This is a genomic window from Chryseobacterium sp. ISL-6 (genome assembly GCF_018613715.1).
GTDB lineage: Bacteria > Bacteroidota > Bacteroidia > Flavobacteriales > Weeksellaceae > Chryseobacterium > Chryseobacterium paludis.
This window is the reverse complement of the sequence record NZ_JAGGPT010000010.1, coordinates 361,294-382,838: the sequence shown is the minus strand read 5'-3', so window position 1 is coordinate 382,838 and position 21,545 is coordinate 361,294. Positions and strand designations below refer to the sequence as shown.

Annotated in this window: 23 protein-coding genes and 1 other RNA gene; 17 read left to right on the top strand and 7 right to left on the bottom strand. The window is 34.3% G+C overall.

What is annotated here, in order from left to right; translation table 11 throughout:
• Nucleotides 1-50 precede the first annotated feature (50 nt).
• The 5 genes from J7E44_RS19740 (at nucleotide 51) to rimM (ending at nucleotide 3,021) form a co-directional block, all read left to right on the top strand.
• Nucleotides 51-581 (top strand): SRPBCC family protein, encoded by a 531-nt coding sequence (locus J7E44_RS19740; protein ID WP_214832802.1) that lies wholly within the window; start codon nucleotides 51-53, stop codon nucleotides 579-581.
• 130 nt (nucleotides 582-711) lie between these two features.
• On the top strand, nucleotides 712-1,161 hold the full coding sequence (locus J7E44_RS19735) for a hypothetical protein (protein ID WP_214832800.1): 450 nt from the start codon (nucleotides 712-714) through the stop codon (nucleotides 1,159-1,161).
• A gap of 127 nt (nucleotides 1,162-1,288) precedes the next feature.
• Entirely contained in the window at nucleotides 1,289-1,801 is a 513-nt protein-coding gene (locus tag J7E44_RS19730; protein WP_214832798.1) for a nitroreductase family protein, read from the top strand.
• A gap of 92 nt (nucleotides 1,802-1,893) precedes the next feature.
• Complete coding sequence (locus tag J7E44_RS19725) at nucleotides 1,894-2,466, top strand: 30S ribosomal protein S16 (RefSeq protein ID WP_214832796.1); 573 nt, start codon at nucleotides 1,894-1,896, stop codon at nucleotides 2,464-2,466.
• Nucleotides 2,467-2,478: 12 nt separating this feature from the next.
• Complete coding sequence (rimM, locus tag J7E44_RS19720) at nucleotides 2,479-3,021, top strand: ribosome maturation factor RimM (RefSeq protein WP_214832794.1); 543 nt, start codon at nucleotides 2,479-2,481, stop codon at nucleotides 3,019-3,021.
• Between the two features lie 29 nt (nucleotides 3,022-3,050).
• On the opposite strand, the gene J7E44_RS19715 is transcribed toward rimM, so the two are convergent.
• Both J7E44_RS19715 and J7E44_RS19710 read right to left on the bottom strand, forming a co-directional pair.
• Complete coding sequence (locus J7E44_RS19715) at nucleotides 3,051-3,854, bottom strand: helix-turn-helix domain-containing protein (protein WP_214832792.1); 804 nt, start codon at nucleotides 3,852-3,854, stop codon at nucleotides 3,051-3,053.
• Nucleotides 3,854-4,780, bottom strand: a complete 927-nt coding sequence (locus J7E44_RS19710) for a helix-turn-helix domain-containing protein (protein WP_214832790.1) — start codon at nucleotides 4,778-4,780, stop codon at nucleotides 3,854-3,856. The genes J7E44_RS19715 and J7E44_RS19710 overlap by 1 nt, the downstream gene beginning before the upstream one ends.
• 104 nt (nucleotides 4,781-4,884) lie before the next feature.
• Here J7E44_RS19710 and J7E44_RS19705 point away from each other — a divergent pair, with 104 nt between their 5' ends.
• The 5 genes from J7E44_RS19705 (at nucleotide 4,885) to rpoN (ending at nucleotide 10,008) form a co-directional block, all read left to right on the top strand.
• Nucleotides 4,885-5,550, top strand: coding sequence for an LA_2272 family surface repeat-containing protein (locus J7E44_RS19705; RefSeq protein ID WP_214832788.1), 666 nt, complete (start codon nucleotides 4,885-4,887; stop codon nucleotides 5,548-5,550).
• 10 nt (nucleotides 5,551-5,560) lie between these two features.
• On the top strand, nucleotides 5,561-6,190 hold the full coding sequence (locus J7E44_RS19700) for a hypothetical protein (protein ID WP_214832786.1): 630 nt from the start codon (nucleotides 5,561-5,563) through the stop codon (nucleotides 6,188-6,190).
• 12 nt (nucleotides 6,191-6,202) lie between these two features.
• The gene (locus J7E44_RS19695; RefSeq protein ID WP_214832784.1) at nucleotides 6,203-6,802 is read left to right on the top strand and encodes a CDP-alcohol phosphatidyltransferase family protein; all 600 of its coding nucleotides are present in this window, start codon (nucleotides 6,203-6,205) and stop codon (nucleotides 6,800-6,802) included.
• A 135-nt stretch (nucleotides 6,803-6,937) separates the two neighbouring features.
• Complete coding sequence (gene asnS, locus J7E44_RS19690; protein WP_214832782.1) at nucleotides 6,938-8,386, top strand: asparagine--tRNA ligase; 1,449 nt, start codon at nucleotides 6,938-6,940, stop codon at nucleotides 8,384-8,386.
• A gap of 158 nt (nucleotides 8,387-8,544) precedes the next feature.
• Nucleotides 8,545-10,008 (top strand): RNA polymerase factor sigma-54, encoded by a 1,464-nt coding sequence (rpoN, locus tag J7E44_RS19685; protein WP_214832780.1) that lies wholly within the window; start codon nucleotides 8,545-8,547, stop codon nucleotides 10,006-10,008.
• Nucleotides 10,009-10,067: 59 nt separating this feature from the next.
• Here the strand turns inward: rpoN and J7E44_RS19680 are convergent, their stop codons facing one another.
• The 3 genes from J7E44_RS19680 to J7E44_RS19670 are packed head-to-tail and all read right to left on the bottom strand — an operon-like array spanning nucleotide 10,068 to nucleotide 12,908.
• Nucleotides 10,068-11,693 carry an AMP-binding protein gene (locus J7E44_RS19680; RefSeq protein WP_214832778.1) on the bottom strand — a complete coding sequence of 542 codons (1,626 nt, stop codon included), beginning with the start codon at nucleotides 11,691-11,693 and terminating at the stop codon, nucleotides 10,068-10,070.
• 56 nt (nucleotides 11,694-11,749) lie between these two features.
• The gene (locus J7E44_RS19675; protein WP_214832776.1) at nucleotides 11,750-12,424 is read right to left on the bottom strand and encodes a DUF8845 family protein; all 675 of its coding nucleotides are present in this window, start codon (nucleotides 12,422-12,424) and stop codon (nucleotides 11,750-11,752) included.
• Complete coding sequence (locus J7E44_RS19670; RefSeq protein WP_172280093.1) at nucleotides 12,417-12,908, bottom strand: RNA polymerase sigma factor; 492 nt, start codon at nucleotides 12,906-12,908, stop codon at nucleotides 12,417-12,419. Before J7E44_RS19670 ends, J7E44_RS19675 begins: the two co-directional genes overlap by 8 nt.
• 201 nt (nucleotides 12,909-13,109) lie before the next feature.
• On the opposite strand from J7E44_RS19670, the gene rnpB reads away from it, so the two are divergent.
• Nucleotides 13,110-13,432, top strand: an RNA gene (gene rnpB, locus J7E44_RS19665) — RNase P RNA component class A.
• A 65-nt stretch (nucleotides 13,433-13,497) separates the two neighbouring features.
• On the opposite strand, the gene J7E44_RS19660 is transcribed toward rnpB, so the two are convergent.
• Nucleotides 13,498-14,367 (bottom strand): polyphosphate kinase 2 family protein, encoded by an 870-nt coding sequence (locus J7E44_RS19660; RefSeq protein ID WP_214832774.1) that lies wholly within the window; start codon nucleotides 14,365-14,367, stop codon nucleotides 13,498-13,500.
• Between the two features lie 75 nt (nucleotides 14,368-14,442).
• Nucleotides 14,443-14,916 carry a DUF1573 domain-containing protein gene (locus J7E44_RS19655; RefSeq protein WP_214832772.1) on the bottom strand — a complete coding sequence of 158 codons (474 nt, stop codon included), beginning with the start codon at nucleotides 14,914-14,916 and terminating at the stop codon, nucleotides 14,443-14,445.
• 128 nt (nucleotides 14,917-15,044) lie between these two features.
• Here J7E44_RS19655 and J7E44_RS19650 point away from each other — a divergent pair, with 128 nt between their 5' ends.
• From J7E44_RS19650 to J7E44_RS19625, 6 genes are all read left to right on the top strand, one after another.
• Nucleotides 15,045-17,660 carry a valine--tRNA ligase gene (locus tag J7E44_RS19650; protein ID WP_214832769.1) on the top strand — a complete coding sequence of 872 codons (2,616 nt, stop codon included), beginning with the start codon at nucleotides 15,045-15,047 and terminating at the stop codon, nucleotides 17,658-17,660.
• A gap of 89 nt (nucleotides 17,661-17,749) precedes the next feature.
• Entirely contained in the window at nucleotides 17,750-18,385 is a 636-nt protein-coding gene (locus J7E44_RS19645) for a DUF4241 domain-containing protein (protein WP_214832767.1), read from the top strand.
• A 57-nt stretch (nucleotides 18,386-18,442) separates the two neighbouring features.
• A complete protein-coding gene (locus tag J7E44_RS19640) occupies nucleotides 18,443-19,336 on the top strand; it encodes a PfkB family carbohydrate kinase (RefSeq protein WP_214832765.1) in 894 nt (297 codons plus the stop codon).
• Nucleotides 19,337-19,426: 90 nt separating this feature from the next.
• Nucleotides 19,427-20,275: an alpha/beta hydrolase family protein gene (locus J7E44_RS19635; protein WP_214832763.1), complete on the top strand. Its 849-nt coding sequence runs from the start codon at nucleotides 19,427-19,429 to the stop codon at nucleotides 20,273-20,275.
• A complete protein-coding gene (locus J7E44_RS19630; RefSeq protein ID WP_214832761.1) occupies nucleotides 20,268-20,912 on the top strand; it encodes an HD domain-containing protein in 645 nt (214 codons plus the stop codon). Before J7E44_RS19635 ends, J7E44_RS19630 begins: the two co-directional genes overlap by 8 nt.
• 39 nt (nucleotides 20,913-20,951) lie before the next feature.
• Complete coding sequence (locus tag J7E44_RS19625) at nucleotides 20,952-21,545, top strand: hypothetical protein (RefSeq protein WP_214832759.1); 594 nt, start codon at nucleotides 20,952-20,954, stop codon at nucleotides 21,543-21,545.

Here is a 21,545-nt window from a genome sequence, read left to right as displayed (position 1 = left end):
TGTTGCTGTTGGAATATGTAATTTTGACTTAACATTAAAATATAAAAACTATGAAAACAATTTTGAAAATTTTAGGGATACTTATTGTACTTGTTATTTTGTACGCAGTATTTGCTATGCTGGCTTTCAGTAAAGATTATCACTTTGAAAGATCTGTTGTTATTAATGCGCCGAAAGAAAAAGTTTGGCAATTTGCAGGATCTACAAAAGCTTTCAACTCATGGAATCCTTTTATAAAGCCGGATAAAAACATTACGATCACCTACTCCGGAACAAGTGGTGAAGTAGGAGACTCTTACAGCTGGAAAGGAAATAAAGATGTGGGTGAAGGCCAGCAAACTGTTACAGCAGTAGTACCGAATGAAAAAATAACCAGTAAGCTTCATTTTATAAAACCTTTTGAAGGTGAGGCAACAGCTAATTTTATCCTAACTCCGGAAGGTAATGGAACAAAAGTAACCTGGACTATGGATAATGAGCTCAATACCATGATGAAGATAATGAAACCAATGATGGAGAGCCAGATGGGAAAAACCTTTGATCAGGGATTGGGAGACCTTAAAAAACTAGCGGAGCAATAATACAAAGCTCATTTCCTTGCATCTTGTCTTCCCTTGAAATAAAAATTAATTTTTAAATGAGGTTTTAAATTTTTTGAATGACAAATATATTGTTTAAAAAAAATATTATCTTTATGTAAAGATTAGATTTATGGAGAAGATCGTATTTGAGAAAAGTGACATAAGAAATTATGTTAAAAACGTGATCGCCGAAAAGATTGAGAAATTAAAGAACTTTATAGAATTTACTTTAGACGCGAGTCGCGATATTAAAAAGACACCAAAATATGACAGCATGAGGGAGGAAATGCAGGAGGAAATTTATCAGATGCAAAAACAGCTTGCCGCACTTAATGATTTGCAGAGAAATATGTCAAAGGTGTTGAATAATACTACTGAAAGAGTGCAGCTAGGTTCTTTAGTGATTACCAATAAGGCAAGATTTTATATTTCTGTTTCATTAGGTGAATTCTTCTTTGAAGGTGACAGGTTTTATGCCATTTCACCCGAAAGTCCAATGGCAAAGAAGATGATGGGTATGAAATCTGGTGATGCCTTTACGTTAAATAATATTCATCAGGAAGTTGTTGAGGTTTTATAATTTTTATGATTTAGAATTATATTTCAACTTTTTTCAATTCAAAATACAGCAAAACTCCAAATTATTTTTGGAGTTTTATTTTTTTAAACCCAGGTATAAATAAATTACATGTTGTAATTTTGTACCTATGAATAAGACAGAAATTCTAAAAGAAATAATAGAGCAAAGAAGAAGTGTTTTCCCTAAAGATTACACAGAAACAGAGATCTCTCAGGAAATTATTGATGAGATTTTAAACTCAGCTACATTTGCACCGAACCATAAACGTACAAAACCTTGGCGTTTTAAAATCTTTAAAGGTGATGAAAAAGCTCAACTGGCTTCAGAAATGCAGAATATTTATAAAGCAACACAGTCTGAGCAAACATTCTTACAAAAGAAATATGATGATATAGGTTTTAAAATAAATAAAGCCAATGCAGTCGTTTCCATTGTCGTAAACTTTAGTGGAATGCTTCCGGAATGGGAAGAGATTGCTGCAGTTTCAATGGCGGTACAAAATATGTACCTTACCAGCACAGCCAATGGAGTAGGCTGCTACTGGAGCTCCCCGGCAATTGTTAACCACCTGAAAGATTCTTTAACCATCGCAGAGAACCAGAAATGTCTTGGGCTTTTCTATATGGGAAGACTTGATTAACATGAAAATTTTTATTGATACCTAAGAAATTTTATTTATCTTTGCACACTTAAATATTTAACTGGGACGAGTTCCCTTAAAATTCAAACATTATGTCAGTAAAAATCAGATTACAAAGACACGGTAAAAAAGGAAAACCTTTTTTCCACATCGTGGTTGCAGATGCTAGAGCTAGAAGAGACGGTAGATTCATCGAAAAACTAGGTACTTACAACCCAATTACTAACCCTGCTACTATCGATTTGAACGTTGATGCTGCTGTAAAGTGGTTAAACAACGGTGCTCAACCAACTGATACAGCAAGAGCTATCCTTTCTTATAAAGGGGCACTTTACAAAAAACACTTACAAGGTGGTGTTGCTAAAGGAGCTTTTGATGAGGCTGAAGCTGAAAAAAGATTTGCTGCTTGGGTAGATTCTAAAGAACAAAAAGTACAAGGAAAAGTAGAAGGTTTATCTAAAGCTCAGGCTGATGCTAAAAAAGCTGCTTTAGAAGCTGAAGCTAAAGTAAATGAAGCTAGAGTAGCTGCTGCTGCAAAAGCTGAAGCTGATGCTAAAGCTGCTGAAGAAGCTGCTAACGCACCAGTTGCTGAAGAAGTTGCTGCTGAAGAAACAACAGAAGGAGAAGCTCCTGCTGCTGAAACTGAAGAAAACACTGAAGCTTAAGAAACAACCTGTATGCGTAAAGAAGATTGCTACTTTTTAGGTAAAATCACACGCAGACATGGCCTTGCGGGTAATGTTATCCTTAAATTGGATACCGATCAACCCGAACTTTACAATAAACTGGAATCAATATTCGTTGAAATCAACGGATTATTGGTTCCTTTTTTTATTGAAAAATCATCATGGAGTAAATTAGATGCTCTGAATATTGCATTTAAAAACTCTTCAGAGGCATTAGTAGACCAATCATTGGGAAAAAGTGTGTATTTGCCGCTTGCTACTTTGCCGAAACTCTCCGGAAAACAATTTTATTACCACGAGGTAGTAGGATTTAATATTCTTGATGCAAATGATAATGACTGCGGCGTTATAAGATCTATAAATGATCAGACTGCTCAGAATTATTTTGTAACCAATCTCGATGGAAAAGAAGTGGTAATTCCTATCATCAAAGACTGGATCTTTGAAGTGAATAGAGAAGAAAGATTCATTAAAATGCAACTTCCCGAAGGTCTTATCGATGTCTTTTTGGTTCCTTCCAAAAAAGACGAGTAATAAAAGAGTTACTATTTTATTACAATTACTTATTTTAACAAATTCTTATACTTTAAAGGAGTAATTCCGATGTTCTCTCTGAAACACCGAATGAAATGGCTCTGATCAGAAAAGCCACAATCCAGGGCAATATCAGTTAGAGATTCTTGGCTGTTATGAAGCAGACTTAACGACTTATTCACTTTCAATTTTCTGATGTAATCTCCTAGGTTACAGTGGAAATATTTATGGAAATCTCTGCTGAGATGCATAGGATGAATATCTAAAATTTGTGCAAGTTGTGTGAGATTCAGTTTTTCTGTAAAACTTTCACGTAGTAATTCATCGATTTTACGTGTCCACAGGGGATTCTTTTCCTGGCTTTTAGTCTCTTGTTTTAATTGACTGAAAATATTTAACAATAACTGATGAACAGACAATTCGATATTCAGATCGTTTAATTTTGTTTCTTTAAATATTTGATAGGTCAGAATCTGTATAGCAGGGTTTTTAATATTAAAACTTCCCTCAAGGCTATCTCTTGAAATCTGGTGGTTTTCAAACCAATCTTTAGCAATTTCAATGTGAAAACCTCTCGTAAATACCTCTGGTTTTATATTGTAGTGTGTATCTTCCCAACAATGGTATAAAAGTGTTCCGGCAGAGCAATCGTAAACTTCTTTTTTATTTCCTTCGGTAACATGTCCCTCAAGAAGAAATGTGAAATAGGCATTCTCATGGTAATGCCAATCAACATATGGATGGGTGTATTCTGTATCCGTAAAGGTAAGGCCATTACAATCCAGTATTTCATTGGTTTGTCCGAAAAATTCGCCATTACGTAATGTATTCATTATAATTTTTCTTTTAAATTTTCAATCTGCTGATACATTGTATTAAAGAACATTTTTCTGTCACGATTCCCCGAAGTATTCAATGATCTGGAATTTTTAATCTGATGCTCAAAATAACTTAGAGAATCCTTACAGGTCATCTCATCATTAGTCATCATATAACCGAACATACTGAACGGAATAAAAAAAGAACACTGTTGATCATTCTTAAATAAAATACTATTGTTTAAAATTACTAAATCATTTGCAAATATTTGAAAATTAGATTTTTGAAGGGTTTTGTTTTCTAGATCTTCGAGTAGCTTTTTTAAATCCTCCAGGATTAAAACAGCGTCTGCCTTTTGCAATAATCCGATTTCAAAATAAAAAGATATTTGCCGCAATGCGCTCATTATTGTAGTATCATTCCAGATCTCGGTGACATTTTGTTTATTGTACAACTCAATAAGCATTTCATTTTTTGGCGAATGATATTGCATCCTGAATTCATTAAATGGACTTAGAAACTGATCCTGATTTAATAAATTCATCCATACATAAAATTTGAAACGGGATAATATGGAGTCTGAGATCGTATAGAAAAAAGGGATATCCTTTGCTGAATAAAAAACCTGCGAATGGGTAATATTATGAAAAACATCCAGAATCTTAAGTGAGTTTTCAAAGTAGTTTAATAAATCTTCTGTGGTTCTTACAGGTTGTGTTCTTTTTACAACCAGCTGGTTCTCGGAACCTAAATACTGATCCAAAGAGATCTGATAATACTTTGCAAGCTCTAAAGCTTCTTCAAAACTGAATTTTGCTTTTAAAGAAGTACGTCTATGCGCTGCATCATAGCTTATATTGAGAATATTAGCAATCTCATCATTCAATGACCGATCTCCAATTTTTCTTCGAATTTCTTTCAATAATGCTTCCTGATGCATGTTTTGTGATTTTCACAAATGTAGTATTTTTTTTAATTCCTTTTCACATTGAGAATAGCGTTTTCCGAGGATAATTTTGAACTGTAATTTTAAAATAATGAATTATGAAAACAATGATTTTTTTAATAATAAGTGCTTTTACAAGTACTGTATTGTATGCTCAGGATAGCCTTGCTGTCTTGGGAAATAAAACGAAATTAATAGCATTTACTCCTCTGAAAAAAAACATAAAAAAAGTTGATGGTATTGCTGTCGGAATGGGGGACGCTTTTGATGACTATAAAGGGAATATGAGACGAATCAATGGTATTAATCTCGAGCCAAACCCTGTTGGCCTGGTGATCTGGATGTTTTTTGATCCTTCAAGAACCGCAAATACAGAGCCTCATCTCGTGGTAAACGGACTTAATATTTCCGGAGCAGGATATGGGAGGAGTATCAGCCACAACGGAGTTTCTGTTTCGCTGTATAATTATGGGGATACCATGCAAGGGCTTTCGATCGGAGGCTTAACGACTGATATTGATAAAGGGAGTGGAGTTGTCATTTCTGGTTTGGGTATAAGTAGTAAAGAACTGAATGGAATAAGCATATCCATTTTTAATGATGCTGATGAGCTAAAAGGAATGCAGATAGGTGTTCATAATAGAGTTGATAATATGAAGGGGATACAAATGGGCCTAATCAATAAATCTAATAAGATGAAAGGACTTCAAATTGGTTTCTGGAATAAAAATGGTAAGCGAAGTCTGCCTTTTATCAACTTTTAAAACCTTCGAAATGAAAATACTAATTCTTTGTGTTCTGATGGTTGTAAACCTTCATGCACAAGTACTTATAGAAACTAGGAAAAGTGATAAGCGATCAATGATTGAAGCAGGAAGCTTTCTGAGTTTTTCATCTTATAAAGAAAGACAAATACCTGGTGTTTATTTAGGCTATTGGTATCGATATCCTATTGATGAAAATAAAGCGCATCTTGAATTCGGGTTAAATTTTTACCATAGCGGAAGCCGGTACAATTTTGAATATGAAAAAAAAGGACTGTTTTACAATATCCGTTCTAAAGAATTCCTTTTCAATGTAGGAATAAGAATGGTAAAAGAGTATCTCGTTGGAAATAACAATATAGAATGGGTAAGTGAATTGAGTCTCCATAATCTTTTCTTTAATGATAAAAATATTTCTGATAACAGAAAAGATGACCTTAGTGAAAACACGGTATACATTGATACAAATATAGAAGGTGTCTCTTCAATCAGGATTGGACAGGGAGTAAGGTTTTGGAAAAATAATTTTGGGTTGGGGATTCAGGTTTCCTATATGCCATATCGGCTTTGGGCAAAGCATGCAGTCCCTTCTGGTTTTAATTCCTTTTCAGTAGAGACGAGTGTAAATTTTAGATTTTAAAAATACAGCATTATGAAAAAGTTACCCTATTTACTTATTGCAATAAGATTTTTTATTGCTCCTGTTGTTATTCTCTTAAGTTATTTTAAAGGTGGGGATTCAAGGTCTTCGATATTAATATTAATGTACATTGGATTACTGACCGATATTTTTGATGGAATTATTGCCCGAAAGACTGGGGTTTCATCAGAAAAATTAAGAAGATTGGATAGTCAGACGGATCTTATTTTCTGGCTTTCTTTAGGTGTTTCATCTTACATCCTTTACCCGGAAATGATAAAAAATGAATGGGAAGGTATACTTCTGATTTTTATTATGGAAGCCCTTTGTTATATGGTAAGCCTCTGGAAATTTGGAAAAGAAACCTGTACTCATGCTTTTTTAGCAAAAATGTGGGGATTGAGTTTACTGATTGCATTTACTTATCTGATAGGATTTCAGGAAATTGGCTGGGCATTTTACATAGCGATTGGTTTAGGATTAATCTCCCATATCGATGTGATCTTAATTATTTTACTGCTTCCAAAATGGCAGTATGATGTTCCAAGCTCCTATCATGCCTGGAAAATCAGAAATGGTAAACGGCGAAAGAAGACTATCTTCTTTAATTAAATAAACAGAAACAAGTGGACTTTAGATTAAATAATTGATTATTGATTTTTTAAAAGACAGTGCAATCATCAACTTGCGCTGTTTTTTTGTAACTTTGCGGACATTAATTTTTATACGAAAATTTATAATCAACAAATGAAAAAGCAGACGATTAAAGAAATCCTACAGGATTACAAAAAAGTATTACATCATGACATTACGGTATACGGCTGGGTGAAAGCTTTCCGTGCAAATCGCTTTATAGCACTTAATGATGGATCTACAATTAATAATTTGCAAATAGTTGTTGATTTTGAAAATTTTGATAAAGAAATTATCAATAAAATTAGTACAGCTTCTTCTCTTAAAATAGTTGGAGAAGTAGTAGAAAGCCAGGGTGCCGGACAAACGGTGGAAATTATTGCTAAAAAGATCATTATTTTAGGTGACAACTTTACAGAAGAATTGCAAACTACAATTCTTCAGCCTAAAAAACATAGCTTAGAAAAGCTTCGTGAGCAGGCGCACTTAAGATTCAGAACCAATTTGTTTGGAGCTGTTTTCAGAGTACGTCATGCAGTAACCTTTGCTATTCATTCATTCTTTAACCAGAACCAGTTCTTCAACATCCATACACCAATAGTTACCGGTGCAGATGCTGAAGGTGCAGGAGAAATGTTTGGAGTAACAAACTTTGATTTAAACAATATTCCAAGAACTGAAGACGGAGAGATTGATTACAGCCAGGATTTCTTTGGTAAGAAAACAAACCTAACGGTTTCTGGACAGTTGGAGGGGGAAACTGCTGCAATGGGATTAGGAAGAATTTATACATTCGGACCTACTTTCCGTGCAGAAAATTCTAATACAACACGCCACCTTGCAGAATTCTGGATGGTAGAGCCTGAAGTTGCATTTAACAACCTTGAAGACAATATTGATCTTGCTGAAGATTTCTTAAAATATGTAATTCAGTATGTACTGGATAACTGTAAGGATGATTTGGAGTTCCTGGATAACAGATTTGTTGAAGAACAAAAATCTAAACCGGAAAAAGAAAGAGCAAAAGAAGGGCTTATTGAGAAATTACAAAATGTAGTAGCAAAGCGTTTTATGCGTGTAAGCTATACAGAAGCTATTGATATATTATTAAACTCTAAAGAAAATAAAAAAGGTAAATTCCAATTCCCGATCGAGAGTTGGGGAGCTGATCTTCAATCTGAACATGAAAGATTCCTTGTAGAGAAGCATTTTGAAAGTCCTGTAGTTTTATTTGATTATCCAAAAGACATCAAAGCATTCTATATGCGTTTGAATGATGATAATAAAACGGTAAGAGCAATGGACGTTCTTTTCCCTGGAATTGGAGAAATTATTGGCGGTTCTGAAAGAGAAGAAAGAATTGAAGTTTTAAGAGCTAAAATGAAAGAGATGCATGTGGAAGAAGAAGAACTTTGGTGGTATATGGATACGAGAAAATTTGGTTCTGTACCACATGCAGGATTTGGATTGGGTCTTGAAAGACTTGTCCTTTTCGTAACAGGAATGACCAACATCAGAGACGTGATTCCTTTCCCAAGGACACCGAAAAGCGCTGAGTTTTAGATATAAAAAAAGCCTTAAATTAAATTTTAAGGCTTTTTTTACTTTATAATAGTTTATTATGTTAAATATTATAATGCAAAAATCATGCTAAATATGAAATTTTTGAAAAAAATTCATTAAATTCGTGGAATATGTTATGTTAAAACACAAAGAGTAATATGCTGAAACAACACTTACAACTCAAGTTAGGACAAAAGCTGGCTCCGCAACAGATCCAACTAATGAAGCTGATTCAACTTCATACTTTGGAATTTGAAGAAGAATTGGAAAGAGAGTTAGAAGAAAATCCTGCCTTGGAAATTGCTAAAGAGGAATCTAAAGAAGATGATTATGCAGCTCTTGAAGATACCTATGAAAATGAAGGAAATGAAAGCATTGAAACGGATTTTGATGTGAATGAATATATCTATGATGATGAACCTAGTTATAAAACAGCTTCCAGTAACTATTCTGCAGATGATGAGGAATTTGATAATGAAAGTTTATTAACAGAAGGTCAGTCTTTATATGATTACTTGCTGGAGCAGATTCACCTGGCAAATATTAACCCTGAAGATATAAAGATCGCAGAATATATTATTGGAAACTTAGATACTGATGGTTATTTAAGAAGAGAAATTAAATCTATTGTTGACGACTTAGCCTTTTCTCAGGGAATTTATACGACTACTGAAAAAGCAGAAGATATTTTAGAAAACTATGTTCAAAAGCTGGATCCGTCTGGAGTTGGAGCAAGAGGTTTGCAAGAATGTCTTCTATTACAAATAGAAAAGAAAGTAAGCTCTGATAAAGCAGTTTCTTTAGCTGCCAATATCCTCAGACATCAATTTGATGCACTTACCAATAAGCATTATAATAAGATCATTCAGAAGTATGATATTGAAGAAGAGGATCTGAAAGATGCTTTGGAGGAGATTTCCAAATTATCTCCAAAAGTTGGCGGAAACTTTGATACCCAGACTATTACGATTAATCAGGAGATTATTCCGGATTTTGTGATTCAGGTAAAAGACGGATTGGTTATTCCAATGCTTAACAGTAAAAATGCACCGACTCTAAGAGTCTCTGAGGAATATAAAGATATTCTAACGACCTATTCCCACGATAAAAATTCTTCTGAACATAAGCAGGCCGCATTATTTATCAAGCAAAAGCTAGATGCAGCAAAATGGTATATTGATGCGATCAATCAGCGTCAAAATACCTTATTGCAGACTATTACGGCTATTGTAAAATTCCAGAAAGAATATTTTATTACCGGAGATGAAAAATCTTTAAAACCAATGATCCTAAAAGATATTGCAGATATCACTGGTTTTGATATATCAACGATCTCAAGAGTAGTAAAGAGTAAATATGCCGATACTCCAAACGGTATTATATATCTTAAAGACCTGTTTTCTGATAGTTTAACGAACGATGATGGAGAGGAGGTTTCTACAAAAGAGATCAAAACCCATCTTATGGAAGTTATCAGTAAAGAAAATAAAAGAAAACCACTTACAGATGATGCGTTGGTTGTCATTTTAAAAGAACAGGGGTATAATATAGCCCGAAGAACAATCGCAAAATACAGAGAACAACTTAACATTCCTGTTGCAAGATTAAGAAAAGAACTTTAATATAAGTTTAATAATAATAGAAGTGCCCGGATCTCCGGGCATTTTTATATTTAAAGAATCTATTTGTTCTTTATTTGATCTAGTTTTAGCTCTTTAACAGAAATCTCACGCATTTCTACTTTCCTGATTTTTCCAGAGATCGTCATTGGAAACTCATCGACAAATTTCCAGTATTTAGGGATTTTATAATGGGCAATTTTTGTCCTGCAATAATCAAGAAGTTCTTCTTCGGATACTTTAAACCCATTTCTCACCTTAACCCAGGCCATAACTTCTTCCCCAAATTTTTCGCTTGGAACTCCTATTATCTGAACATCCAAAATGTTAGGATAAGTGTATAAAAAGTCTTCAATTTCTTTTGGTGAAATATTCTCGCCACCGCGAATGATCAGATCTTTTATCCTTCCGGAGATCGTGATATACCCCTCAGAATCCATTACCGCAAGATCTCCAGTATGCATCCATCTCGCATCATCCAGAACCTTTCGCGTATTTTCCGGATCGTTCCAGTATTTTAGCATTACCGAATATCCTCTGGTACACAATTCTCCATGTTCTCCACGTTCAACAACCTTACCAGTTTCATCAATAATTTTTATTTCAAGATGATCCTGAATGGTACCTACTGTACTGACCTGCTTCTCCAAAGGAGTTCCAATCAATGTTTGAGTAGAAACGGGAGAAGTTTCTGTCATTCCATAACAGATGCTCATTTCTTTGATATTCATAAGGTTTTCTACCTTCTTCATAATTTCAGGTGGGCATACAGACCCAGCCATAACACCGGTTCTTAGATTCGAAAAATCATAGGTGTCAAAATCTTTTACAGCCAACTCGGCAATAAACATGGTAGGCACTCCATACAAGGAAGTACATTTTTCATCAGAAACCACTTTTAGCGTAATATCGGGATCAAAGCTTTCATTAGGAATCACAATACAGGCGCCGTGAGCAGCACAGCAAATATTACCGATCACCATTCCAAAGCAATGATAAAATGGAACCGGAATACAAACGCGATCTCTTTCTGTGTATCGCAACCGTATTCCAATGAAGTATCCATTGTTTAAAATATTATGATGGGAAAGAGTAACGCCTTTTGGAAATCCTGTTGTTCCAGATGTATATTGAATGTTTACAGGATCATCAAATTCTATACTTTCTTCAAAACTTAGCAATATTTCATCAGAAACTGATTCTCCGTTTTTTAAAAACTGATCCCAACTTTCATTAAAGAAAATGGCCTCATCTAATGTAGGACATACTTCCTGGGCATATTCCACCATTTCTTTGTAATTGCTGGTTTTAAATGATAGAGAAGAAAAAATAAAACGAACTTCTGACTGATTCAGAACATAGGTAAGCTCATGCGTTCTGTATGCAGGGTTGATATTAACCAAAATAGTCCCTATTCGGGCAGTGGCATATTGAAGCAATACCCATTCATATCTGTTGGCAGACCAGATTCCGATTCGATCTCCTGATTTTACACCTAAAGAGATCAACGCTTTGGCAACAGTTGTCGTTTGATCATAAAACTCTTTATAGCTTGCACGGTAATTCTGTTGAACAGAAACTAACGCCTCATGATCATGAAATTTTTCGACTGTTTTTTTTAAGTTACTACCGATTGTCTCTCCCAGTAATGGAATATTCGAAGCTCCGGATACATAAGATAAAGCCATATCAAAAGATTTGTTTATCTAAAATAACAAATAAATCTTAAAATAACTTAAGAGAATTAATTTTCCTGAGAATCAATATCTTTTAGTTGTGCCAGGTTTTTGTCCAGTTTTCTCATGATAATTCCATAAACCAATCTATAGTATAACCAAATCAGCAATACACAAAGCCCTGTGCTTAAAATAGTCCCGATAATAAAAATAATAACTGCCGAATTAGCAGGTTCGATATTTTGAGAATTTAAGGCATAAAATATGAAAACAGTAAAAATTGAAGTGAAGGCTACTAATAAGACAATGCTTATTAAAATGAAAGCATTCACTGTTTTTTTAAATTTAATAATTCTGGTGATAAGACCTTTAAGGTTTTCTTCAATTCTTATTCTACGATAGTTTTGGTAGAATTTATAAACAAAATAAGCCGTGACCAGTAGACTTGAGATCTTAAGTATAAGATAAATAGTATCAAAGCTATTTTCCACTTCTGGCGTTTTTTGGGCTCCCAGTTTTTCTAAAACATTTAGGAAACCATTGGTCTCTTCTCCTTTGAAGAAGTAAAATAATCCCATAACGGAAAAAAGTAAGAATTCAAAAACACTGATCCAGAAAATATATTTCACGTAGTTACGTGACTTTCTGTTTAACATTTTAAGAATTTCACTATTATCGTATTTTTGCTGAACAGGCTGTTCCTGCCATGTTTTCTTAAAGCTGTCTAAATCAAAATCAGGCATATTTTTCCATCTGTTCTTTAAGGGTTTTCTTTAATCTGTTCATCTTCACACGTGCATTTACCTCAGTTATCCCGAGGTTTTCTGCGATATCCTTATAAGGCAAATCATCCAAATACATCATTACTATAGCTCTCTCTACATTAGGCAGTGTTTTAATTACTGTATATAAAAGAGAGATCTGTTGCTGTTTTTCATCATCATCTTCTATAAAATCTTTATGATTGATGTCAAGCTCGTTCGTAGGTAAACTTTTGCTTTTTTTTCTGAAAAGAGTAATGGCTGTATTAAGGGCTACACGATACATCCATGTAGAAATTTTCGAGTTTCCTTTAAAGGAATCGTAGCTTCTCCAAAGCTGTAATACAATTTCCTGAAATAGATCCTCTTCATCTTCCAGCGAGTTGGTATAAAGACGCGAAACTTTAATAATCAATCCTTGATTATCTTTTATAAGTTGGGCAAATTCTTTTTCTCTGGAAATCAAAATAGATGTATAATCGCACGAAGATAGTAATAATGTGTTAATTTGAGAATTCAAATAGAAAATGTTTATAATTATTTATGTGTTTTGGATTAAAACTAAATATTAGCCTTACAGTCATCATATTGAACACATTCCCGTAGTATAAAAATTACTTATTTTCAAATTACCACATTTTCAAATTAACACCTATCTTTGCACCCACGAGAAAGTCGGCTTGTTGATCTTTGTTTCGACAGAGGTAGGAAAGTCCGGACACCATAGAGCAGCAAAGCGGATAACATCCGTCACCCGTGAGGGTAGGACAAGTGCAACAGAAAGCAAGTACAGTTCGGCTGTAGTGAAACCAGGTAAACTCTTTGCGGTGCAATGATAAGTATATCGGTTCTTTTCAGAAATGAGAATAGGAGTTGCTCGCTCTGAAAGCCGAGGGGTAATCAGCAAAAGTTTTGCAGCAATGTAAGACGCAGATAAATAACAGGCACTTCTTTGAAGTACAAAATCCGGCTTATAGATTTTCTCGTGATTTTTTTTGTTTAGATTTTAAAATTACATTGCCACCATCCACTCCTAACTTTCATTACGATATTTTTTATTCCTTTTCTAAAATCTTTTTAGATTCTTCTAAAGCTTTTACATCTTTTTCAGAGGGTTGAGGATATTTGAGATCCATTTTTTCTAAGGTATCAATGATAATCTGAATAGCGGCTACTCTTGCAAACCACTTGTTATCTGCCGGAAGTACATACCATGGTGCATACTCTTTTGAAGTTTCATTAATAGCTGTTTCATAAGCAGTCATATATTGATCAAATAATGCTCTTTCAGGAAGATCGGCAGATGAGAACTTCCAGTTTTTTTCGGGTTCATTAATTCTGTCTAACAGTCTTTGTTTTTGTTCCTTTTTTGAAACATTCAGGAATATTTTGATAACTGTTGTTCCATTTTGAGAAAGATGCTTTTCAAAATTCCTTATACTTTCATATCTGTTTTCCCAGAATTTATTATCAAATTCTTTTACAGAATTCCATGTCTTTTCGCTAAGATTATATTCGGGGTGTACTTTACAAACTAAAACACTTTCATAATGAGAGCGGTTGAAAATACCAATCATTCCTTTTTGAGGTAAAGCCAAGTATTGGCGCCACAAAAAATCATGTGAGTATTCCTTTGAGCTGGGAGTTTTAAAGCTCGTCACATTGCATCCTTGTGGGTTTACTCCTCCAAAAACATGTTCAATTAAACTGTCTTTTCCTGCTGCATCCATTGCCTGCAGGATGACAAGAAGAGATTTACTCCCATCCGCATATAATTTTTCCTGAAGATTACGAAGTTTTTCTTTTTCTATAGATAATAATGCCTGCCCCTCTTGTTTAGTAAGTGGTCCTTGATATTCTGTTGATGTTTTTTTGATAGAAAATTTTCCTTTTATTTCAAAGTCATCCGAGAAATTGGTGTCCATAATTTGTTTATTTGAAATAAATGTAATAAAAAAACCGTCTACATGTAGACGGTTTTTATTTTTTCTGAGTAAAGCTTATTTTGCGATTGTTACTTTTTTAGCTTCCTTAGCAGCTTTTTTAGCAGCTTTAGCGTCAGCCGGAGTTTCTACTTTTGCCGGAGCAGCAGCAGTAACCTGAGGAGCGGTTCCTTGTACATCACCTTTAATGTAAATTACTGTTCTGCTGTTTGCAGGGTCATTAGAAAATACCTCGATCATTTTGTTGAATGGCGAAATAATAGTGGTGTTATATCCAACCTTGATTTTAGCAGATTTTCCCGGCATAATAGGATCTGTACTGAATTCTGGAGTTGTACATCCACAAGAAGGTTTTACATTAGAAATAACCAAAGGCTTATCACCAGTGTTAGTTACTGTAAAAAATCTTGTACCATCAGAACCTGGCTTAATAACACCATAGTCAAAAGTAGTTTTATCAAAAGTGATAGTCTGCGCAGATGCAATAGCAAATGTTCCAAATAGTGCAATTCCTGCAATTAATTTTTTCATATTCTTGAATGTTAATACGTTTGTTAGATAAATTTTGAGAAACAAAGTTAAAAATTATTTTAATTCATACTGAAAATATTTTTTCTTTAAGCTATTTTTGCAAATTGTAAGCTAAAGAAATAGAATTTATGCAGATTTCAGAAAAGTATAATCCACAGGAAACAGAACAAAAATGGTACAACTTCTGGTTGGAAAATAAATTTTTCCATTCAGAACCTAATGATAAGCCACCATATACTATTGTAATTCCTCCGCCAAACGTTACGGGGATCTTACACATGGGTCATATGTTGAATAATACCATTCAGGATGTTCTGGTCCGCCGTGCAAGAATGCAGGGCTTTAATGCCTGCTGGGTCCCTGGAACAGATCATGCTTCGATTGCTACTGAAGCTAAAGTTGTTGCTAAATTGAAATCTGAAGGAATTAATAAATCAGATATTACCCGCGAGGAGTTTTTAACACATGCATGGGAATGGACCAACAAATATGGTGGGACTATTCTTGAGCAGTTAAAAAAATTAGGTTGTTCTTGTGATTGGGACAGAACCAGATTTACCATGGAGGACAAGCTTTCTGCACAGGTTATCAAAAGCTTTGTTGATCTTTATAATAAAGGTTTGATCTACAGAGGATACAGAATGGTTAACTGGGATCCGGAGGCGAAAACGAATATTTCTGATGAAGAAGTAATATTCAAAGAACAAAACGGAAAATTATATTTCCTTAAATATAAAATTGAAGGCTCAGAAGAATTTCTTTCTGTAGCAACAACACGTCCTGAAACTATTTTTGGGGATACTGCCGTTTGTATCAATCCGAATGATGAAAGATACGCTCATCTGAAAGGTAAGAATGTAATTGTACCAATCGTTAACAGAGTAGTTCCAATTATTGAAGATGAGTATGTAGATATCGAATTTGGTACAGGTGCATTGAAAATTACGCCGGCTCATGATACCAATGACTACGAAATCGGACAAAAACATCAGTTAAAAATGATTGATGCTTTGGATGATGATGGAAATCTTAACGAGCATGGATTACATTATGCAGGGAAGAACAGATTTGAAGTTAGAAAACAAATCGCAAAAGAATTACAGGAAAATGACCTTTTGCTAAAAGCAGAAGATTACGTAAATAAAGTGGGAACTTCCGAAAGAACAGGTGCTGTGATTGAACCTAAAATTTCTGTTCAGTGGTTCTTGAAAATGTCTGAACTTGCTCAGCCAGCATTGGATGTGGTAATGGATGATGAGATCAAATTCTATCCTGAGAAGTTTAAAAATACTTATAAGCACTGGATGGAAAACATCCGTGATTGGAATATTTCCCGTCAGCTGTGGTGGGGACAACAAATTCCCGCTTATTATTATGGCACTGGAGACGAGGATTTCGTAGTTGCTGAAACAAAAGAAGAAGCTTTAGAGCTAGCAAAACAAAAAACAGGGAATCAAGAGCTGACAGCTGACAGCTTAACACAGGATCAGGATGCTTTAGATACATGGTTCTCTTCTTGGCTATGGCCTATGTCTGTGTTTGATGGGCTATTGGATCCTGAAAATAAGGATATTCAATATTATTATCCTACCTCAGATCTGGTTACCGGTCCGGATATTATTTTCTTCTGGGTAGCCAGAATGATTATGGCAGGATTGGAATACAAAAAGACAGTTCCTTTCAAAAATGTTTATTTTACGGGTATTGTAAGGGATAAGCAAAGAAGAAAAATGTCAAAATCTCTTGGGAACTCACCGGATCCTTTAGAATTAATTGAAAAATATGGTGCTGATGGTGTTCGTGTAGGAGTATTATTAAGTTCTGCTGCAGGGAATGATCTTCTTTTTGATGAAGATTTAATGCTTCAGGGAAGAAATTTCATGACGAAAATATGGAGCGCCTTCCGATTGATCAATATGTGGGATCATGAAGACAAACCAGCTAATGAAGCCGAAACTAAGACTATAGAATGGTTTGAAAACAAGTTGAACAAAGTTATTGTTGAAATTAATGATCAGTTTGAAAAGTTCAGAATCTCTGATGCTTTACATTTAATTTATAAATTAATTTGGGACGATTTCTGTGGTTGGTATCTGGAAGCGATAAAACCGAATTATGGGGAAGGTATTTCTAAAGAAGTTTATCTGAAAACAGTTGCTTTCTTTGAAGAACTAATGAAGCTTTTACATCCATTTATGCCGTTTCAATCAGAAGAAATATGGCAATTAATTTCTGAAAGAAGTATAGATGAAGCTTTGGTGGTTGCCCAACAAAAAAACGCAGGAGAATTTAATGAAACCATCATTAAAAACTTTGAAACAGCTCAGGAATTAATTTCGGGAGTTAGAAACTATCGTCAGACAAAAGGGATCTCTCCTAAAGAAACGGCTGAAGTTTATACCAATGCAACTCATTTTGACAATGAAGCAGTAATTAAAAAACTGGCTAATATCTCAGAAATTCATTTTGGAGAAAAAACGGAGAAACCAAGCTTTACTTTCCTTGTTGGATCAACAGAGATTTCCATTCCATTAAGTGAAAACCTTGATCTTGGTGAAGAGAAAACGAAAACTGAAGAAGAAGTAAAATACTTAAAAGGGTTTTTAATTTCTGTTGAAAAGAAACTTTCGAATGAAAAGTTCGTAGCCAATGCTAAAGCTGAAGTGGTAGAAGCAGAACGCAAGAAGCAGAAAGATGCCCAGGATAAAATTGCAATTTTAGAAGAGAAGCTAAAGAGCTTATAGATCTTTAGGTACTATTATTGTTTTATTTACTCTTTTCGGCTGAGTATAAATTTATACTCAACCGAAAAGAGTAAACAATTATAAAAGAAATGACACACATAGAAAATATAAAAAAACTATTCTCAAGGGATTTTGTAGAAAGTCCTGTGCTGGAAAGTTTTGAAGTTGGAAAGATCTATCTTTCCAGTGGGAAATTAGTGGCTTGTGATCCTTTGATCACAAATGATATGCAACCTTTTTCTACAGAATTTCCAAAAGGAGATTTTTCTGTCTTATTACACAAAGAAAGAGAAAGCAATTGTGTGGCATATGCTGAAATCATTTTCAGTAATTCCGAAATCACGGAATGGAAATTAGCCACTACTGCCGGTCAAAATATAAAAGATCTTGCTGAAGAGGAAATTTTTGGTTATCCTGTGGAAAGTGGGATGGGGTGTTTTATGGATGTAGATACCCAGGAGAAACTTAATGATCTTGAAAAAAGATTATACCATAGTAAAGGGGTTGATTTTATGGGGATCTATGAAGAGTTTTTTCATGAATATTTCTTTGATGAAAACGGAGCGATTGACCAATATGCCTTCTTAAAACCTGCTGAAGAACATCCGGGAACTATTTTTGCTTTTGAGACAGGATATGGAGAAGGTTTCTATGCCAGCTATATCGCATATGATAAAAATAATGCTCCAGTAAAGGTAGTTACAGAATTTATTGAAATAAGTTAATTATTCTTATATTAGTATTCCTATTTTTATATTTTTGTATAAATCAATTTAAGCACAATGAACTTCTCTTCAGTACAACCCAAAATTATAGTTGTTGGCAGCTCTTCTATCGACTTAGTCTTAGAAACTGAAAAGCTTCCAGCTCCTAACGATACTGTTTTAGCCATTAATTCAGATAGTTATTTTGGAGGAAAAGGGGCAAATCAGGCGGTGGGAACTGCACGATTGGGGGCAAGTGTTTATTTTATAGGATGCGTAGGAATGGATCCTCTGGGACAGCAGATCATGCGAAATCTTGTAAACGAGAATGTAAATGTTGGATTTGTTGCAGAAACGGATAGAGAAGCAACAGGAACTGCTTATGTAACGACATCTGAAGGTAATGCTGCAATCGTAGTGGTACCAGCTGCCAATAAACTTTTAAGTACAAAACATGTTGAGGATGCTGATCGATATTTTCAGACAGTTGATCTTATTCTAGTACAGCTTGAGGTTTCCTTAGAAGTGGTGGAGTATACCATAAAAAAAGCTAAGAAATACGGAAAAAAAGTTGGTCTTTACGCGTCACCAGCAATGAAGGTAAGCGAAGAGATCTTGGAAAATGTAGACTTTGTAGTTGCAAAAAGCAGTGAATTGTATATCGTTTTTGGTGAAGAACAAAAGGAGCAGGTTCTTGAAAAATACTTAAATAAAGTTTTTGTAAGAGACGATACCAATTCCACCATTTATTTTGATGGTACAGAAATGAAATACTTTAGAAATCATAACGACAACAAAACGGCACACAAAATGGGAATGGGAGATGCATTTACCTCTGGATTTGCCATTGCTTTATGTCATAACAATTCCATAGAGGAATGTGTAAAGTTCGGTAATGAAGTTTCTTTAAGAGTTTCTACTATGCAAGGATCACAGACGGGATTACCAAGAATGTCAGATTACTTTGCTTAAAGCTATTTACTACATATCGAAAGTATATCAATTAACATATAGATGAACAGTAAAATTTCCACTTTTGAGTGGATTTTTTTCTTTTAAAATATGGAAAAGCTAGTTCTTACAACAACAGATCATATCTCTATTGTAGCACACCTTTTTATGCCAGAGAATAGTAATGAAAAATTGTTATTGATCAATTCTGCGACGGGTGTGAAACAACATGTTTACTTTTCTTTTGCAAAATATTTTTCTGAAAAAGGCTTTACGGTAATCACATATGATTACCGTGGAATCGGACTTTCAAAACCTGATCATATGAAAGGGTTCAACGCATCCATGCGTATCTGGGGAACTGAAGATTATAAAACAGTAACGACGTATATCAGAACACGCTTTGCAAAATATGAGAAATTTTGTCTTGGACATTCTGTAGGTGCATTGATCCTTGGAATGAATAAAGATTCTGAAATTTTTAAAGAACTGTTTTTTGTCGGGACTCAAAATGCTTTCGTCGGTAACTTAAAATTTAAAACCAAAATAGAAGCTTATCTGGGCTTTGGGATCGCACAGCCACTGGCTACACAGCTGTTGGGTTATTTTCCAGCACATTGGTTTGGTTTAGGAGAAAGTCTCCCTAAAAATTGTGCTTATGACTGGAGAACCTTAATTTTGAATAAAAAATCAACCAACGGTTTGTTGGAAAAAATTGATGATTATTCTAAGAAATTAACGCAGAAAGTTTTTGTGATCTGGGCAGAGGATGATGTTTGGCTTACGGATAAAGGAGTAAAGAGTTTATTGAACGATACTTATCCTAACCTCAGTCCAACATATAGGCTTGTACGGGCATCCGAATCAGAAAAAGGAGAAATAGGCCACGTTAATTTTTTTAGAAACTATAACAAGAAGCTTTGGAATATTATTTTAAATGAATTAATAAAGAATGAGTAATACAATTGAAAACACAATAGTGTTTGTAAAAGAAAAGTTAGAAGGTGCAGAAGCCGGACACGATTGGTTTCATATTGAAAGGGTGTGGAAGCTTTCAAAAAAGATCGCAGAAAGTGAAAATTGTAATGATGAGGTTGTAGAATTGGCAGCATTACTTCATGATATTGCTGATCCTAAATTTCATAATGGTGATGAGACTATTGCTTTAAAAGTTTCACGCGAATTTTTAGAAAGTGAGAATGTTTCAGAAGATATCATAGGGCAGGTTTTATTTATTATTAAAAATATTTCGTTTAAAAATAGAGGTGAAGCACCAAAGGATCTTCCGATTGAGCTGAAAATTGTTCAGGATGCAGATCGACTGGATGCTATTGGAGCGATAGGCATTGCAAGAACATTTAATTTCGGAGGCTTTAAGAATAATTTAATGTACCATCCCGATATCGAGCCGAAACTGAATATGTCCAAAGAAGAATACAAAAAATCCAACGGAACAACGATCAATCATTTTTATGAGAAATTATTGCTTTTAAAAGATCTCATGAATACTGAAAAAGGAAAAGAACTTGCTCAGGAAAGGCATGATGTCATGCTGAAATTTCTGGATCAATTCTATAAAGAATGGAATGTTGATTAACATTCCTTCTGAAAATTCTTAAAACAGTATATTTGCAATATGGGATTAATCATCTTTGTTATCTTTCTCTGCTCTATTATTTCTCTTATTTTATCTAAAGTAAAATCGGGAAAAGGTGCTGAATGGGCAAAATTATTTCGTATTGCTACACTTATTTTTTCAATATCAGTTTTTAGCTATTGGTTTATAAAAAAAAGTGCTGTAGGTGTTGTGAACAACTCTGTAGGTTTGCAGGTTGTCAATAAACTTCCACAGACATTAGATTTTTATGTCATTAATGTGAATAATCCGGAAAAAAATGTGAAGCACGAAGCCAAACATATCGGAAAAATCCGCCCGGAATATTACAGAATTGAATACCTTAAAATGGATAAGTCCGATGAATATTGGATTATCGGATATTTAGGAAAAAAGAATCTGGTTTATTTTTCTCAGCACTCAGTTCCTAACAAGAATATTGATCAGATTGTGGAAGTAAAGAACTATATCAACCAAAGCGCAAAGTTATCTGAAGTAGCTAAAAAACAAATTGATGCTTATAATTATGAAAATGTAAAGCTTGGAATTTGGGTAACTCTTGATTTTCTATTGCTATTTCTCAATTTGGTACTACTCCTTAGAATAAAGAAATAA

Coding starts and splice junctions, on each gene's coding strand:
- J7E44_RS19655 (WP_214832772.1), bottom strand. CDS start 14,916: ATGAAAAAATTAATTGCAGGAATTGCACTATTTGGAACATTTGCTATT.
- J7E44_RS19650 (WP_214832769.1), top strand. CDS start 15,045: ATGCAGATTTCAGAAAAGTATAATCCACAGGAAACAGAACAAAAATGG.
- J7E44_RS19730 (WP_214832798.1), top strand. CDS start 1,289: ATGAATAAGACAGAAATTCTAAAAGAAATAATAGAGCAAAGAAGAAGT.
- J7E44_RS19645 (WP_214832767.1), top strand. CDS start 17,750: ATGACACACATAGAAAATATAAAAAAACTATTCTCAAGGGATTTTGTA.
- J7E44_RS19725 (WP_214832796.1), top strand. CDS start 1,894: ATGTCAGTAAAAATCAGATTACAAAGACACGGTAAAAAAGGAAAACCT.
- J7E44_RS19705 (WP_214832788.1), top strand. CDS start 4,885: ATGAAAACAATGATTTTTTTAATAATAAGTGCTTTTACAAGTACTGTA.
- J7E44_RS19680 (WP_214832778.1), bottom strand. CDS start 11,693: ATGGCTTTATCTTATGTATCCGGAGCTTCGAATATTCCATTACTGGGA.
- J7E44_RS19740 (WP_214832802.1), top strand. CDS start 51: ATGAAAACAATTTTGAAAATTTTAGGGATACTTATTGTACTTGTTATT.
- J7E44_RS19625 (WP_214832759.1), top strand. CDS start 20,952: ATGGGATTAATCATCTTTGTTATCTTTCTCTGCTCTATTATTTCTCTT.
- J7E44_RS19735 (WP_214832800.1), top strand. CDS start 712: ATGGAGAAGATCGTATTTGAGAAAAGTGACATAAGAAATTATGTTAAA.
- J7E44_RS19695 (WP_214832784.1), top strand. CDS start 6,203: ATGAAAAAGTTACCCTATTTACTTATTGCAATAAGATTTTTTATTGCT.
- J7E44_RS19675 (WP_214832776.1), bottom strand. CDS start 12,424: ATGCCTGATTTTGATTTAGACAGCTTTAAGAAAACATGGCAGGAACAG.
- J7E44_RS19715 (WP_214832792.1), bottom strand. CDS start 3,854: ATGAATACATTACGTAATGGCGAATTTTTCGGACAAACCAATGAAATA.
- rpoN (WP_214832780.1), top strand. CDS start 8,545: ATGCTGAAACAACACTTACAACTCAAGTTAGGACAAAAGCTGGCTCCG.
- J7E44_RS19700 (WP_214832786.1), top strand. CDS start 5,561: ATGAAAATACTAATTCTTTGTGTTCTGATGGTTGTAAACCTTCATGCA.
- J7E44_RS19640 (WP_214832765.1), top strand. CDS start 18,443: ATGAACTTCTCTTCAGTACAACCCAAAATTATAGTTGTTGGCAGCTCT.
- J7E44_RS19635 (WP_214832763.1), top strand. CDS start 19,427: ATGGAAAAGCTAGTTCTTACAACAACAGATCATATCTCTATTGTAGCA.
- J7E44_RS19660 (WP_214832774.1), bottom strand. CDS start 14,367: ATGGACACCAATTTCTCGGATGACTTTGAAATAAAAGGAAAATTTTCT.
- J7E44_RS19710 (WP_214832790.1), bottom strand. CDS start 4,780: ATGCATCAGGAAGCATTATTGAAAGAAATTCGAAGAAAAATTGGAGAT.
- asnS (WP_214832782.1), top strand. CDS start 6,938: ATGAAAAAGCAGACGATTAAAGAAATCCTACAGGATTACAAAAAAGTA.
- J7E44_RS19630 (WP_214832761.1), top strand. CDS start 20,268: ATGAGTAATACAATTGAAAACACAATAGTGTTTGTAAAAGAAAAGTTA.
- rimM (WP_214832794.1), top strand. CDS start 2,479: ATGCGTAAAGAAGATTGCTACTTTTTAGGTAAAATCACACGCAGACAT.